This is a genomic window from Agrobacterium cavarae (assembly GCF_004310285.1).
Taxonomy (GTDB): domain Bacteria; phylum Pseudomonadota; class Alphaproteobacteria; order Rhizobiales; family Rhizobiaceae; genus Agrobacterium; species Agrobacterium cavarae.
On record NZ_SISF01000030.1, the window covers coordinates 333,341 to 347,937 of the forward strand.

13 protein-coding genes are annotated in these 14,597 nt (G+C 57.4%); 4 read left to right on the top strand and 9 right to left on the bottom strand.

Annotated features, from left to right (window positions below; all coding sequences use genetic code 11):
• Positions 1–8 precede the first annotated feature (8 nt).
• Genes EYC79_RS13095 through EYC79_RS13110 form a run of 4 tightly spaced genes read right to left on the bottom strand, consistent with a single transcriptional unit; the run spans position 9 to position 3,754 of the window.
• Positions 9–848, bottom strand: coding sequence for a carbohydrate ABC transporter permease (locus tag EYC79_RS13095; protein ID WP_062423848.1), 840 nt, complete (start codon positions 846–848; stop codon positions 9–11).
• Entirely contained in the window at positions 845–1,768 is a 924-nt protein-coding gene (locus EYC79_RS13100; protein WP_130978272.1) for a carbohydrate ABC transporter permease, read from the bottom strand. Before EYC79_RS13100 ends, EYC79_RS13095 begins: the two co-directional genes overlap by 4 nt.
• Positions 1,761–2,924 carry an ABC transporter ATP-binding protein gene (locus tag EYC79_RS13105; RefSeq protein ID WP_130978273.1) on the bottom strand — a complete coding sequence of 388 codons (1,164 nt, stop codon included), beginning with the start codon at positions 2,922–2,924 and terminating at the stop codon, positions 1,761–1,763. Before EYC79_RS13105 ends, EYC79_RS13100 begins: the two co-directional genes overlap by 8 nt.
• Positions 2,921–3,754, bottom strand: coding sequence for a metallophosphoesterase family protein (locus tag EYC79_RS13110; RefSeq protein WP_130978274.1), 834 nt, complete (start codon positions 3,752–3,754; stop codon positions 2,921–2,923). The genes EYC79_RS13105 and EYC79_RS13110 overlap by 4 nt, the downstream gene beginning before the upstream one ends.
• 556 nt (positions 3,755–4,310) lie before the next feature.
• Here EYC79_RS13110 and EYC79_RS13115 point away from each other — a divergent pair.
• From EYC79_RS13115 to gshB, 3 genes are all read left to right on the top strand, one after another.
• Entirely contained in the window at positions 4,311–6,074 is a 1,764-nt protein-coding gene (locus EYC79_RS13115) for a methyl-accepting chemotaxis protein (RefSeq protein WP_130978275.1), read from the top strand.
• A 371-nt stretch (positions 6,075–6,445) separates the two neighbouring features.
• A complete protein-coding gene (locus EYC79_RS13120) occupies positions 6,446–7,060 on the top strand; it encodes a biliverdin-producing heme oxygenase (RefSeq protein WP_111849733.1) in 615 nt (204 codons plus the stop codon).
• Positions 7,061–7,211: 151 nt separating this feature from the next.
• Positions 7,212–8,168, top strand: a complete 957-nt coding sequence (gshB, locus tag EYC79_RS13125; RefSeq protein ID WP_062423610.1) for a glutathione synthase — start codon at positions 7,212–7,214, stop codon at positions 8,166–8,168.
• 63 nt (positions 8,169–8,231) lie between these two features.
• Here the strand turns inward: gshB and EYC79_RS13130 are convergent, their stop codons facing one another.
• The 3 genes from EYC79_RS13130 to EYC79_RS23615 all read right to left on the bottom strand — a co-directional run bounded on the left by EYC79_RS13130 (position 8,232) and on the right by EYC79_RS23615 (position 9,508).
• A complete protein-coding gene (locus EYC79_RS13130) occupies positions 8,232–8,435 on the bottom strand; it encodes a hypothetical protein (protein ID WP_111849923.1) in 204 nt (67 codons plus the stop codon).
• A gap of 186 nt (positions 8,436–8,621) precedes the next feature.
• Positions 8,622–9,119 carry an AraC family transcriptional regulator gene (locus EYC79_RS23610; protein ID WP_205654381.1) on the bottom strand — a complete coding sequence of 166 codons (498 nt, stop codon included), beginning with the start codon at positions 9,117–9,119 and terminating at the stop codon, positions 8,622–8,624.
• Positions 9,059–9,508: a cupin domain-containing protein gene (locus EYC79_RS23615; protein WP_205654383.1), complete on the bottom strand. Its 450-nt coding sequence runs from the start codon at positions 9,506–9,508 to the stop codon at positions 9,059–9,061. The genes EYC79_RS23610 and EYC79_RS23615 overlap by 61 nt, the downstream gene beginning before the upstream one ends.
• A 102-nt stretch (positions 9,509–9,610) precedes the next feature.
• Between EYC79_RS23615 and EYC79_RS13140 the strand changes: the two genes are divergently transcribed.
• The gene (locus EYC79_RS13140; protein WP_130978276.1) at positions 9,611–10,348 is read left to right on the top strand and encodes an SDR family oxidoreductase; all 738 of its coding nucleotides are present in this window, start codon (positions 9,611–9,613) and stop codon (positions 10,346–10,348) included.
• A 190-nt stretch (positions 10,349–10,538) separates the two neighbouring features.
• Here EYC79_RS13140 and EYC79_RS13145 read toward each other — a convergent pair whose 3' ends face one another.
• Entirely contained in the window at positions 10,539–12,470 is a 1,932-nt protein-coding gene (locus tag EYC79_RS13145; RefSeq protein ID WP_130978277.1) for a HAMP domain-containing methyl-accepting chemotaxis protein, read from the bottom strand.
• Between the two features lie 1,176 nt (positions 12,471–13,646).
• Complete coding sequence (locus EYC79_RS13150; protein ID WP_130978278.1) at positions 13,647–14,567, bottom strand: SMP-30/gluconolactonase/LRE family protein; 921 nt, start codon at positions 14,565–14,567, stop codon at positions 13,647–13,649.
• Positions 14,568–14,597: the final 30 nt, after the last annotated feature.

A 14,597-nucleotide genomic window follows, 5' to 3' on the forward strand; every position in this document is an offset into this window, starting at 1 on the left:
GTAACCGGTCAGCCCTTGAGACCGGTCATGGTAATGCCCTCGACGAAGCGCTTTTGGGCGAACAAAAACGCCAGGACGAGAGGAAGGGTGATGATGAGGGTTGCGGCCATAAGCGCGCCGTAGTCGTCGCCTGCCTCTGCTGCACGGAAATAGAGCAGACCGAGCGGAGGGGTGGCGTAGGTTTGGTTAGAGACGACGATCAGTGGCCAGTAGAGATCGTTCCAGTGAGCCACCACCGAGAAAATGGCGAAGGCTGTAATGGCCGGCCAGGCGTTAGGCACGATAACCCGGGCGACGATGCCCATCTCCGACATTCCATCCAGCCTTGCGGCATGAATGAGATCATCCGGCATGGCGCGGAAGAACTGCAGAAAAAGGAAGATGCCGAACACCGAGATGGAGAAGGGCGCGACGAGCGCGGTGTAGCTGTTGAGCACCGCCAGATTGTTGAAGGCCACATAGAGTGGAAGCGCTGTCGCGTGAATGGGGACCAGCAGGCCCAACATAACAAGCGCCATCATCAGCCTTGCCGCACGGAAGTTCAGCTTGGCAAGCGCATAGGCGCAAGGAACCGCAATCAGAACCTGGAAGAAGAGGATAAGACAGCAGACCACGACGCCGTTGAACAGCAGGCCGAGCATATTCACGCGCGTGAAGGCCTTCATGAAATTCTGCAGGAAGAAGGAGTGTTGCGGAATGAGGGAGAGCGACGAGGTGAAGATCTCGCTCTGGCCCTTGCCGGCAGTCGACAGCATAAACACGTAGGGTGCCAGGAACATCAGCGCGCCGAGGCAGAGCAGGCCAAGACGCAAGGCCCGACCGAAAGTGAAAGTGGCTTGCGGGTTCATGTGTAGTGCACCTCGCGGTCGAGCAGGCGGTATTGGATGAACATCATGACGACGAGGACGGCGAGGAAGATAACCGTCATGGCGGAAGCGTAGCCGACCCGCAGATAGACGAAGCCCTCCTGGTAGATGGTGAAGAGAAGCACCTCGGAGGACTTGTTGGGCCCGCCTTCAGTCAGCGTCTTCACTGTCTCGAACACCTTGACGGCGTTGATGACGCTGATTGTGATGACGAAGAGCGTGGTGGGTCCCAACATAGGCCATGTCACGAGGAAGAAGCGATCGAGACCGGATTTTGCCCCATCGACATTTGCCGCGGCATAGAGGTCCCGTGGGATCGCGGTCAGGCCCGCCAGAAAGAGGACCATGTTGAAGCCGGCGCTCTGCCAGATACCGATGATCGCCAAGCTGTAGAGCACGGTGCTCGATGAGCCGAGCCAATTCGGGCCGGTGATCCCGACCAGCTGCAGGGCGGCGTTGATCGGTCCGATGGTCGGATGAAACAGGTATTGCCAGACGGTGGCCATGGCGACCAGCAGCGAAGCGACAGGCAAGAAATAGGCGGTGCGGAAGAAGGACTGACCGATCTTTTCGCTTTCGATCAAAAGCGCGATGCCAAGTCCCAGGAACAGTGAGACGGGTGCCACGATGGCGCTGTAGATCGCCGTGTTCCACAGAGACTGCCGGAACGTGCGATCAAGGAAGAGCTCGGCATAGTTTTCGAAGCCGACGAAGCGGAAGCTGCCGTAGCCAAGCTCGAAATCCGTAAATCCAAGGAAGACCACAGCGGCAAGCGGGGCGAGAATGAAGGCGATCATCAGTATGACAGCCGGCAGTGCGAGCAACCAGGCGGTTCTTGCCTGCCGCGCAGCGCCGAGATCCGGCAGGGCGAGGGGCGTTGCGGGATAGGTTGCCTCAACCATGAGCAACCTCCAGTGCGTCCGCCGTCACGGGCTGAGAAGACAGGCGTTTGCCATCCTGTGCGAAAAGGAGCGCGCGGCCCGGTTCTGCAAGGATGGAGACCGGCATGCTCGCGGACATGCCTTTGGCTTCAGCAGGTGTCAGCTTCGCGACAATCGGCTGGTTCAGTCCATCGATCACCACATAGACGATGACCTCGGAGCCGAGGAACTCCAAGCGCTCCACATGGGCGGCAACGCCGCTTGGATTAGGGGGTGACACGCGTAGATGTTCCGGCCTGATTGCGATGGTAACTTCGTCCCCTTCGCGTGCAGCACCACTCACCGTCAGACAGATGTTCCCGAGCTTCACTGTCCTGTCCGACGTTACCCGCGTCGTGAGTGTGTTGATCCGAGGTTGACCAAGAAAACGGGCGACCTCGATATGGGCCGGATCGTCATAGATGGCCTGGGGTGAGGCGAGCTGGAGAAGATTGCCGGCAATCATCACGGCAACCCGGTCCGCCATCGACAGGGCCTCCGCCTGGTCGTGAGTAACGTAAAGGGTCGGCACGCCTGCGCGTCGATGCAGATCGACGATTTCTCCGCGGGCATGCACACGCAGATTGGCGTCGAGGTTGGAAAGCGGCTCGTCCATCAGGAACAGGGCCGGACGCCGTACCATCGCCCGTGCCAATGCCACGCGCTGACGCTGACCGCCGGACATCTGGCCGGGCTTGCGATCGAGCAAATGCTCGATCTTCAGGGATTGCGCCATGTCCTGAACCTGCCGTTGGATGGCGCTGCGGGCTTCTTTTTGACCGGGTAGCAGATTGCCAAGGATCGGCAGCCGCTGAACACTTGTCAGTTTGCGCATCGCCAGCGGAACGGCGATGTTTTGTGCAGCGGTTAAATGGGGATAGAGCGCGTATGACTGGAAGACCATCGCGACATTTCGCTCGGCCGGCGCGAGCGCCGTCAGTTCACGGCCGTCCGCCACGACGCTGCCCGAGGTGGGATGCTCAAGGCCCGCCACGATGCGTAGAAGCGTGCTCTTGCCGCAGCCGGAAGGGCCGACCAGCGCGATGAATTCGCCAGGCTCCGCCTCCAGGCTGATGCCTTTGAGGATGGCGTTGTCGCCGAAGGATTTGGTAATACCGGAAAGACGAAGCGCGTTCATTCAGCAGCCTCCCCGGCCGGTTGCGGCTTCGGGTAGACCTCGTCGATGACATCGTCGATGTAGTAGGACGTCATGCCTGGAACGGCGACGATCTCGCTCGACACTGTGGCACCCTCGAAGGTATGAATGACGGCGCCGATGAGGCGCTCCCCTGGCATTTCACGCTCCAGCGTGTCGATGAGGAAGGCGGACGACGGTCCCCAGACAAGACTGGTCTGGTTCAGCGTACCTTGCCAAGCCCAGTGCAGGTGACCGGTGGCAACGAGACCGACATCGTGCTGGCGCATCAAGTCGTAGAGCCGCGCGCGCGGCGCGGGGCGGATGCCCCAGTAACCTGTGTCGCCTTCCAGGGGTTCGTCCACAAATATTGGCTTGTGGGTAAAGAGAGCGATACGACGATCGCCCGCAGCGGCGAAGGCCTGCTCCAGCCAAGCGAGCTGAGCGTCCTCATTCTCGTCTTCCATGCCAAGCAGGAGAGAGTTGAAGCCGATCAGCCGCCAGCCGTCGATATCGCAAGTGAAACGATCTGGACCGACGAGGCTGAGCCAGCGATCAAGACGTGTTTGTGTAACCGGCTGTGGTGATCCCCGCAGGTGGCCGACATCATGATTTCCCGGAACAATCAGAACCGGCGCCGGAGCCTGACGCATCAGCTCCATGCAAAATGTCATGTCGTCGGCGTGATCGGCACCGTCGACGGTGAGATCGCCGGTATGAATGATCAAATCCGGCTTCTCTGTCTCAAGCCAGGCCAGCAGAGGCGCCCAATTGCTGTTGAAATGCGTCTTGGACGGGCTAAAGTGGGTATCTGTGATCTGGATGACCTTCACGGGCAAAACTCCGATGCGTGGGATGAAGGCAATCTGCCTCACCGTCTTCGGGCCCTGATAGAGGCTGAGCTTGTCAGGCGCGTTACAGCGCTTTCCAGTTCCTTTCCATTTTTGTCATCAAACGGTTACAAGCGCCTTTGGTTATGGTGCTCTGGGCCTGCGCAAATTTTTGTGGTCACCCCGATGTTGACCAAACCTCGTGAAATTCGCTCCCATTTAGCTGAGGGCAGCCATGCCCTAGCTCAGGAAAGGCGTCGGCTTTACGCTTGCGCGTCTCTTCGGCCTGCAAAGGTGAGCAAGCATGAAAATGCAGAGGCTCACGGGATCACCTCAGTCTACTTGATAGCTGCGACGAGCCTAGCAAAGTGGGTGGTGGTATCTCAATAACGACATTTGAAGGGAAAAAGCCTGAAAGTACAAGGAGGCAATCTGAAGCTTCGCGACATGCTTTAGGCTGAAGTGCTGATCTAAATTAGTAGGCGCCAATTTTTTCACGACTAAATTATTAACTTCAATATGAGAGGTTCGTCCAAACCGCACTTCAGGAACAAAGACCATGGCGCTTTTCTTCAATTCCGATGCCGCAAAAATATTGAATGCACTGGACCTTTCCTTTGCAGTCATCGAATTTGATGTGGATGGCAACATCCTTAGAGCCAACAAAAACTTCTGTGACCTGATGGGATACTCGCAAGCGGAGCTTCGAAGGAAGCATCACAGTATTTTCCTGGACAATGACTATGCGCGGTCTGCCGACTACAAGACCTTCTGGAACAAGCTTCGTGGCGGAGAATTCGTCTGCAGCGAGTTCACCCGACTTGCCAAGGACGGGACCGAGATCTTCATTCGCGGCAACTACAATCCGATCAAGAACAGTTCCGGCAAAGTGCTGAAAATCATCAAGTTTGCCAACGACATCACGCAAACCAAGATGCATGGCATCGACACGGGTGCGAAGATCGAGGCGATCTCAAGAGCGCAGGCGGTGATCGAGTTCAAGACGGACGGCACGATCCTTTCTGCCAACCAGAACTTCCTGCAGGCGCTTGGCTACACGGCCTCGGAGATTGTGGGCAAGCATCACAGCATGTTCGTTGATCCAGCCTTTGCGGCAAGCCCTGACTACGCAGAGATGTGGCGTAAGCTCAACGCTGGAGAGTTCATCGCCGACGAGTTCATGCGCGTGGGCAAAGGTGGCCGCCACGTCCACATTCAGGCATCCTATAATCCGGTTTTCGACTTCAAGGGGCGGGTCATCAAAGTCGTCAAGTTCGCAACGGATGTGACGGACCGCGTCGAAAACGTCGAGAGACTTGCCAATGCTCTGACGAGCCTGGCGCATGGCGATCTGTCGCAAACAATCGATAAGCCCTTCATGGCGGCACTCGACCGACTGCGCCGTGACTTCAATGCCGCATCGGCCAGGCTGCGGGATGCCATGGCGACCGTGCGCAATAATGCCGAGACGATTTCCGCCGGCGCCCATCAAGTCCGCATCTCCGCTGACGATTTGGCAAAGCGGACGGAGCAACAGGCGGCTTCGGTGGAAGAGACAGCCGCAGCGCTTGAGGAAATCACCACGACGGTGAAGGATTCGAGCCAACGCGCGGAAGACTCCGGCCAGCTGGTCGGTCGTGCGAAGGCTCATGCAGACCGTTCCGGTGAGATCGTCAACGAAGCCATGGTGGCGATGGACAGGATCAACCAGTCTTCGAATGAGATTTCCAATATCATCGGCGTCATCGACCAGATTGCCTTCCAGACGAACCTGCTTGCCCTGAATGCAGGCGTGGAAGCCGCGCGTGCCGGAGAAGCCGGAAAGGGCTTTGCCGTCGTCGCCCAGGAAGTCAGAGAATTGGCGCAACGTTCGGCCTCGGCGGCGAAAGAAATCAAGACGCTGATTACTGCTTCCGGTGCACAGGTTGCCAATGGCGTCACGCTGGTTGGCAAGGCAGGTGAAGCGCTGCAGGAAATCGCTGGCAATGTTCAGGACATCAACAAGGATATCGGTGCCATCATCGAGTCCGCCCGTGAGCAGTCGACCGCTCTCAACGATATCAACCGCGCCATCAATCTGGTCGATCAGGGCACGCAGCAAAATGCGGCCATGGTCGAAGAACAGACGGCAGCAAGCCACGGGCTTGCAACGGAAGCAAAGGCTCTCTTCGCCTTGCTGGAGCAGTTCCGTTTCGATGACCGCCCGCCGGCAAACCCGGTGACGTCCAAACCCGTTCAGGCCAGACCGCCGGTCCAGCGCGCCAGCCCGAAATTCGCCTCGCATGGCAATGCTGCGGTGAAGGCTGAATGGACGGAGTTCTGATACGGCCATCTCAGGTCTGGCGCTATCAGTTCCCACAGTTCCGATCGTCTAGAGCGCCGTGCGTCCTGTTGGACGCGCGGCGCTCTATCTTCTTTGAATCGACGCATCGTGCTTTTCCAGAAGCGATTCCGGTTTCCGAGCTGGTGCTGTGGGGATCATAAAAAGTGCCCGGCCTCAGGAGAAACGCCGCTCTTGACGCTGGAGCTTGACTTTGCACGGGATTGTCTCACCAATCGCGAAGGAGCGTCCGCGGGCTCTGCCGCCTCACGACCGTGTATATGGCGTATTTAAATCTGACTTTAAAAGGAAAGATTTTTATGTGCAAAAACGCTGATGAAAGCGCAAATCTATAAACAGGACGACCACAGAATATGAACAGCGTGAGCCCCATCGTGGATGAGAGCCAAATCGAACCCAGCCGCACGAAGCGTCTGAAAGCGGGCACGCGTGATGCGCATGGTGCGCTCGACAGCTTCATCATGACCGCGAAGCCGTTCGAAAGCCGCGAAAACTTCGGCAAGTTCGTGAAGACGCAATATCTCTTTCACAAAGATCTCGACGCGCTCTTCTTCAATGCGACGCTCGACGGTCTTCTGCCGGATCTGAAAGGACGCCGTCGCATAGGGCTGATCGAACAGGACCTTCAAGATTTGTCCCTCGATGCCCCGGAAAATCAGAGTGCTCGCTTCCAGCAGGGTGACCAAAATTTTGATCTGCCGGAAGCGATGGGGTGGCTCTACGTGGTGGAGGGTTCCAATCTCGGTGCTGCTTTTCTGCTGAAAGACGCTGCCAAACTCGGACTTGGAGAAGAGTTCGGGGCACGCCATCTTGCCGGTGCTCCGGAAGGCAGGGGCTTGCATTGGCGTACGTTTACCGCAGCGCTTGATGAGATCGAGCTGACGGAAGAGGAGGAGCGCCGTGTCGTTTCCGGTGCGCAAGACGCCTTCGTCGCGGTTCACAATTACGCCCGTCAGATGATGGCTTAAATTGCTTCGATCACCGTGAGAATATCTTGCCAAACGTCTGAGTGATGGAGCAGACCTGTGTGAATAAAACTCACAGATCCCGCTTGCAGCGCTGGTTGTCTTTAAAGGTGCTCTATCCTACATCAGACGGGCTTTTGAAAAGGAATTGCGCATGGCGAAGATCAAGAACGTTGCGATCCAGATGGATCATGTTTCCGGCATCAACATTGCCGGGGATTCAACATTCGCCATCAGCCTTGAAGCCCAGGCGAGGGGATATCGCCTTTTCCACTACACGCCAGACCGCCTGTCGATGCGCGATGGAAAGATCTACGCCACCGTCGAGCAGATGGAACTGCGCGATATCAATGGCGACCATTTTTCGCTGTCTGAGCCTGAGCGGGTCGATCTATCGACAATGGATGTGATCCATCTGCGCCAGGATCCGCCCTTCGACATGGCCTATATCACCTCCACCCACCTCTTGGAGCGCATTCACCCAAAGACTCTTGTCGTCAACGATCCGGCCTGGGTGAGAAACTCGCCTGAAAAGATTTTCGTCACGGAGTTTGCGGATTTGATGCCCGCAACCCTGATCACCAAGGACGTTGCCGAAATTGCCCGCTTCCGTCAGGAGATGGGCGATATCATCCTTAAGCCCCTCTACGGAAACGGTGGGGCAGGGGTGTTCCACTCCACCCGTGACGACCGCAATTTCTCCTCGCTCTTGGAGATGTTTGGCCAGATGTTCCGCGAGCCCTATATCGCGCAGCAATATCTGCCGGACGTGCGCAAGGGCGATAAGCGTATCCTGCTGGTAGATGGCGAACCCGTTGGCGCCATCAACCGCGTGCCAGCGGAAAACGATGCGCGCTCCAACATGCATGCCGGCGGTCGACCCGAGCCGACTGAACTGACGGCGCGCGAAAAGGAAATCTGCGAGCGCATTGGTCCGGCCCTGCGTGAACGTGGCTTCCTCTTCGTCGGCATCGACGTTATCGGCACCTATATGACGGAAATCAACGTCACCTCTCCGACCGGCATTCGCGAAGTGAAGAAGTTCGGTGGCGCCGATGTCGCCAGCCTTCTTTGGGATGCTATCGAGCGCAAGCGCGACGCTCAGGGCTGAAGCCACCACCACAACGCAACTGCCATCAGACCGCCTCAGCCGGTCCGATGGGCCTATTGTATCTTAGCGCCTCAATCCCAGAAGGATGAGCAAGAAGGCGGCCGCAAGCGGCAGCCATAAGTGCATGAGGCCGATCGCGCTGAAGACGGGAAACTCTTGCCTGCAACCTGTCGGGTTCATGCCGCAGCCAAGCGGGACGAAAAAGAAGAACCAGACGAAGGTCAGGCAGACGAGTAGCGCCCCCGCGATCAGCAAGATTATCTTCACCTCACTCTCCTTTCGGCTACCCGCTTCCGGCAGTTTGTGAAAGCGCACTGCGGGACGTGCTGAAGCGTTTGGTTGGTATCATTACCACGTCCAGCATAGACCGCTAACATACAAACAAACCAAAGCGCCATCGATTGATCGCGTCGATCATGTGATGCTTCCATCCAGTATGGAGGGCCATAGCCGCTATACCCCTCTTGGCGTATGTCCTGTGACGCGCTTGAAGGCGTGGGCGAAGGCGCTTTGCGAGCTGTAGCCGACGGCAAGTGCCACGTCCGAGACGCTGCCCCCATTCGCCAAGTGTCGCTGCGCCAGAACCATGCGCCAGCGTGTCAGATAGTCTATCGGAGCGCGGCCGACGCGCTGTGAGAAGCGAAGTGTCAGGGCGGAGCGCGACATGCCGATTTCTCTTGCGAGAGCATCGATCGTCCACCGGCGGGCCACATCGGCATGCATAAGCGTGATCGCCTTTGCAACACGAGCGTCCCCAAGCGCCGTAATCCAACCGACATTCGCAACCGGAGCGCTGGAGATATAGGAACGGACGGCCTCAATAATAAGGATTTCGGCGAGTTTCCCCGCTACCAGATCTCCGCCGATCTGACCGGCATCGGCCTCTTCTTTCAGCGTAGACAGGGTCCGCGCGATTGATCGAGCCCCTGGTGAGCCAGGATCGATCCGCAAAATGCTGGAAGTGCATCGAGGAGGAAAGACGCGTTCACACTGGCAAACCCGCTGCCGCCGCCGAGCAGCATCGTGTCGCAACAATCTCCCAGACGAACTGTGTTGTGGCCGGGAGGAGCATAGAGCGCCATACCATCGGAGGGCTCAATGTCGGGGTGGCTTGCCACCGTGTAGGAGATGTTGCTGAGCAGGATGACATCTCCCTCAACCAGCGCTTCCGGATCACGATCAGGCAGCACAAGCCAGCAACGTCCCGTCAGGACGGCGACGAATTTCAAGCGCTGCCTTCCGTCGAACGATAAGGCCCAGGTGCCACCCGCCTCAAGGCTCGTTCCACGCACACTGCGCGGTTCCAGGACGGTCAGAACATCGGAGAGAGGATCATTCATTTCGATTTTGGCCGATTGCGACAAAGATTGAGCCTATCACGCATAGAGCGTCCAAGAACGCCACCCTATCCTGACGGCTCTCAAGTCAGGAAGGAGAATCTCATGACCATTCAGGGCAAGGTTGTCGCGATCACGGGTGCCGGACGCGGAATTGGGCGGGCGACGGCGATTTATCTGGCCGCACGCGGCGCGCGCGTGGTGCTTGGGGCGCGTAGCGAGACAGAACTCCTCGACGTAGCAAAGGAGATCGAAAGAGCGGGTGGTGACGCGGCGTTGCGCAGCACCGATGTGACGAGGAGAACTGACCTTGAATCGCTCATCCGTCTTGGCCGCGACCGTTTCGGCAGCGTCGACGTTATCGTCAACAATGCCGGCATCGGTCCGATCTCCCGCTTCGATGCGTTGCGGGTGGAGGACTGGGACGCGATGATCGACGTCAACCTCCGCGGAGCTCTCTATGGAATTGCCGCTGCGCTCCCAGTCTTTGCGCAGCAAGGGAAAGGCCATGTGATCAACGTGATTTCCACGGCGGGTCTGAAAATCGTGCCGACCATGGGCGTTTACGCCGCTACCAAGAACGCGCTACGCACCGCCACCGAAGCCCTGAGGCAGGAGGCCGGCGCAAAGCTGCGGGTCACGGAAGTCTCTCCCGGCTTCATCGACACGAGCTTTGCCGATTCATCAATCACCGATCCGGACGTAAAAGCCATGATCAACCAGCAGAAGGAGCGGTTGGCGATCTCGCCGAACGCCATTGCGCGTGCCATCGCCTTTGCCATCGAGCAACCCGAGGATGTCGAGATTGGCAGCGTCGTTGTCCGTCCGACCGCACAAGATTAGGGCCGGTTATGGTTCTGCTCACTGCTACGGACTGCTCGCCATGGCTATACGAACGTGACATCGCTCAAAACGTCATTGCGCCTGCATCCGGGGCTTCCGGATGCAGGCGCAAGTGCGGGTTCGTCTCAAGACAATGGCTTTGAGGCCGTAGTGATCCTCGAAAATCATTTACGGCTCAAGCGCTTGCCGATCAGACGACTTGTCGGAATTCCTCGTCTGCACCGTCCGGGCCGCCCATCGACATGTCGAGTGCGAAGCCGTTGGCGCGGGCCTGCTGGGCGTGGACGGGTTGCGATGGGGCAGGGCGACGAACCGGGGCAGCAGATTTTGCCGCAGGACGGTGCGCGACCGATGGCGCTGCTGCGCGAGCCGGGGCGGGGCGACCATTTGTATTGGCACGCTCGACCTTGAAGAAGGCGATGCTGGCCTGAAGTTCTTCGGCCTGTGCAGCCAGCTCTTCGGATGTTGCCGACATCTCTTCGGAAGCACCGGAGTTCTGCTGCGTCACCTTGTCGAGCTGCTGGATCGCCTCGTTGATCTGGCTTGCACCAATGTCCTGCTCGCGGCAGGCTGCAGAGATTTCCGAGACCAGTTCCGCGGTCTTCCGGATGTCCGGAACCAGGCGGTTCAGCATTTCGCCGGCTTCGGTTGCCACCTGAACCGTCTCGCCGGAAAGCGAAGAGATTTCAGCGGCGGCCGCCTGGCTGCGTTCTGCGAGCTTGCGCACTTCAGAAGCAACGACGGCAAAGCCCTTGCCGTGTTCACCGGCACGCGCGGCTTCGACAGCGGCATTGAGTGCCAGAAGGTCGGTCTGACGTGCGATTTCCTGAACAATGGAAATCTTCTGCGCAATCGTCCGCATGGCAACGACAGCACGGCCCACAGCTTCACCGCTGGCCTCGGCATCCTTGGAGGACTGGCGAGCGATCTTCTCGGTCTGGGCCGCATTGTCGGCGTTCTGCTTGATGTTGGCGGCCATCTCTTCCATCGAAGCGGAGGCTTCTTCGGCAGACGATGCCTGTTCGGTTGCACCCTGAGAGAGTTGTTCGGACGACGAAGAGAGTTCCTGGCTGCCGGAGGAGACGTTATCGGCTGCGGCCAGCGCATCGCCGACGACGCCGCGCAGGCGCTCAACCATCGACTGAAGAGCAATGCCGAGCGTGTCACGCTCCGACAGTGGCTTCGGAGTGACGGTTAGATCACCGTTCGAAATCTTGTCCGCGACACTAGCGGTTTCGCGCAGATTGGTCACCATGTTCAGCATGGCGATGCCAAGTGCGTCCTTGTCAGAAAGCGGTTTTACATCCTTGGACAGATCACCAGCGGCGATCGTGTTGGCAACCTCAGCCGTTCCACGAAGATTCGTGGTCATGCTATTGACGGTCTCGACGAGGTCCTTGATTTCATCGTTGGTTTTGACCACCACGTCATTATCCAGATTGCCAATTGCGACGCTCTTCAATACGTCTTTGATCTTGCTGAGGCCTTTGCTGATGCCGATTGCAATCCATCCAGCGATAATCAGGCTGATGAGGACAGCAACGCCGACGACACCGATCAGGGTCATGCGGACCTGCTCGTAGAGCCTGTTGGAGTCGGAGAGCATCGACGCTACGCGCTCTTCCTGGATCTTGACGAGCTGTTGTGTCCCCTTGCCGACTTCCTTTGCCAGAATTCGCATTTCACCATTGGAGAAGGCGGTGGCGCCAGCCGCGTCACCTGCAAGAAGCATTTGGTCGTGCTTGGCTGACGCCACATCGAACTTCTCGAAGTCCGCGGCCGTTTGGATCCAGTAAGGCTTGCCCTCCGGTGAAACCTCATCGAGGCCGGTTTTGATAATGCCTGTGGTGTCTCGCATGAGATCGGTCACGACTTTCAGGAAGCTATTCGCTTCCTCGGTAGAGCGTGCCATGACAGCGTTCTTCTGCTGCCGAATAATTTCCGAAAGGTTGCGGTCAATCTGAAGCGCTATTTGCAGACGCTTTTCAGGCCCGCTTACCACATCACTTAGAGCCTGATTGACTGTTCCAAGGCTCAAGATGCTGTAGGTCGATATCCCGACGAGAACGAGCAGGATGAAGGCAAATGCCAGGATCAGTTTTAACTTTATCGTAAACCGCATATCAATGTCCCTCGCGCGCTTTATGATGGTGCGGCCGCCGACGCGCACGGTCGAGTTCGCATCGACTGGCTGGCCGCGATGAGAGCGCCCTGCATCCTATTGGACGCACAAGGAACGCTCTATGTTCTTTGATCTACGCATCGCGCTTTCCGACACTCGATTCCGATTGCCGGGCCCATGCTGTAGAGACGTGGAATGTCTAGGATCTGCCCAGAAGCGTCGATATGAGGAACGCTCACCATGTTAGGCGGCAGCATCGTAGATGCGGCCGGAAGAGACATGTGGGAGCGCCGCTAGAGGGCAAAGTCGACTAGGTTAGAGGTAAGACCAAGCGAGTCGCGATCTTTCAGATCGCCCATGCGCTTTAGGTCCGTGTTATCGCATGTCGTTATCGCAAACCGCCGCACGCTTTCGCGCGGACCATGGTCTAAGTGCTCTCGATGGAAACGCGGATATGAAGAGTTGATGGTTGTAACGTGTCGGTCGCAGGGTTTAACGCGGCGCGAGGCGCAACTGTTTTACTTATAGCGACCAATTCGATTCGCATGATTTTCTCATCAGCACAGTTTTGGGAATGCCCGATCACCTCATCCAAACAGGTTGGGTGTGGTCCGGTGGAACGACATTTTTCGTGGAGACCCGCGCATCATGCGATGGGAAAGGAAGAAGCTTTTTCAAGCTCGAGATCGAAGCTTTGATGGAACACAGGATAAAGTTATATGGTAAAAATAATGTTACTGATTTTGACAGAAGACAATTATCGGAAGGTGAGAATTTCGGAACGACTATATGACGCTTAGACGTGAACGTGCCTAACCTTACGTGAGGTCGGATTCATGGCGTTTACATCTGTCCGAAATCGTACTGTTCCTCAAATATAGTTCCAGAACGTCACCATTCAAAACAGTATTTCCCTGGTTGGTACAGGATCATCACGGCGGAACCGGATCCTATGACAGCAAGCTCCGCCTTGCACGCCGCGTTTAGGAGCAACTATGTTGCAGTCCGCTCCATCAAGTAATGGAGCGAGGCTCGTATATGCTCTCTTTGTTTGCTAATGGCACTCACGTGCGGTCAAGAAAATCTGGCCACTCTCTGACAGTGTTATGGTTTACTTATCTTCCGGTTTCGCCAGCTTATGAAGCGATCATATGCATGATCGCCTCGTAACCGTCATCACGGCGTCTGCGCGCCACGCGTCGCAAGATAGACCGAGTAGAGCGACTTGGTCGCTGTAATGAACAGGCGGTTTTTCTTCGGGCCGCCGAAGGTGAGGTTGGCCACCGTCTGCGGCACTTTGATCTTGCCGAGAAGCGTGCCTTCCGGTGAAAAGCAATGGACGCCGTCGCCAGCGCTGGTCCAAAGGTTTCCTGTTGTGTCGAGACGAAAGCCGTCGGGCAGGCCACTATCCAGGTGGCAGAACTCTTTGCCATTCGTCAGCGTCTTACCATCGACCACGTCGAACACCCTGATGTGACGCGGACGTGAGACATCATGGCTGAAGGAGCTGTCGGCAACGTAGAGTTTTGTTTCGTCAGGCGAAAACGCCAACCCGTTCGGCTGCACGAAGTCGTCGACGGCGATCTCCACCTCGCCGGATGCAGGATCGATCCTGTAAACGTTGCGGGTCTTCTGTTCCGGCTCGGATTTATAGCCTTCATAGTCGGAAAGAATGCCGTAGGTCGGATCGGTGAACCAGATGCTGCCATCGGATTTGACGACGACATCATTAGGTGAGTTCAGCCGCTTGCCATTATAGCTGTCCGCCAGCACCGTGATCGAGCCGTCGTTTTCTGTCCGCGTCACGCGACGGCCGCCATGCTCGCAGGAGATCAGCCGGCCCTGACGGTCACGCGTATTGCCATTGGCGAAATTGGACGGCTGACGGAAAACGGAAACTCCGCCATCCGGCACCCAGCGAAGGATGCGCTGGTTGGGAATGTCGCTGAAGAGCAGGCAGTTGAGGTCGGCGAACCAGACCGGTCCCTCGCTCCAGCGGCAGCCGGAATAGAGTTCTTCCAGTTCGGCGTTGCCGACGATCAGATGTCGGAAGCGGTCGTCGCGAATGTCATAAACGGAGCTTTGATCTTTGGTCATGGGCGTCAATCGGCTTGAAAGTGTTGCGTT

What these genes read in the sequence shown, in the direction of transcription:
- EYC79_RS13095 (WP_062423848.1), bottom strand. Translation starts at nt 848, where the DNA reads ATGAACCCGCAAGCCACTTTCACTTTCGGTCGGGCCTTGCGTCTTGGC.
- EYC79_RS13100 (WP_130978272.1), bottom strand. Translation starts at nt 1,768, where the DNA reads ATGGTTGAGGCAACCTATCCCGCAACGCCCCTCGCCCTGCCGGATCTC.
- EYC79_RS13105 (WP_130978273.1), bottom strand. Translation starts at nt 2,924, where the DNA reads ATGAACGCGCTTCGTCTTTCCGGTATTACCAAATCCTTCGGCGACAAC.
- EYC79_RS13115 (WP_130978275.1), top strand. Translation starts at nt 4,311, where the DNA reads ATGGCGCTTTTCTTCAATTCCGATGCCGCAAAAATATTGAATGCACTG.
- EYC79_RS13120 (WP_111849733.1), top strand. Translation starts at nt 6,446, where the DNA reads ATGAACAGCGTGAGCCCCATCGTGGATGAGAGCCAAATCGAACCCAGC.
- gshB (WP_062423610.1), top strand. Translation starts at nt 7,212, where the DNA reads ATGGCGAAGATCAAGAACGTTGCGATCCAGATGGATCATGTTTCCGGC.
- EYC79_RS23615 (WP_205654383.1), bottom strand. Translation starts at nt 9,508, where the DNA reads ATGAATGATCCTCTCTCCGATGTTCTGACCGTCCTGGAACCGCGCAGT.
- EYC79_RS13140 (WP_130978276.1), top strand. Translation starts at nt 9,611, where the DNA reads ATGACCATTCAGGGCAAGGTTGTCGCGATCACGGGTGCCGGACGCGGA.
- EYC79_RS13145 (WP_130978277.1), bottom strand. Translation starts at nt 12,470, where the DNA reads ATGCGGTTTACGATAAAGTTAAAACTGATCCTGGCATTTGCCTTCATC.
- EYC79_RS13150 (WP_130978278.1), bottom strand. Translation starts at nt 14,567, where the DNA reads ATGACCAAAGATCAAAGCTCCGTTTATGACATTCGCGACGACCGCTTC.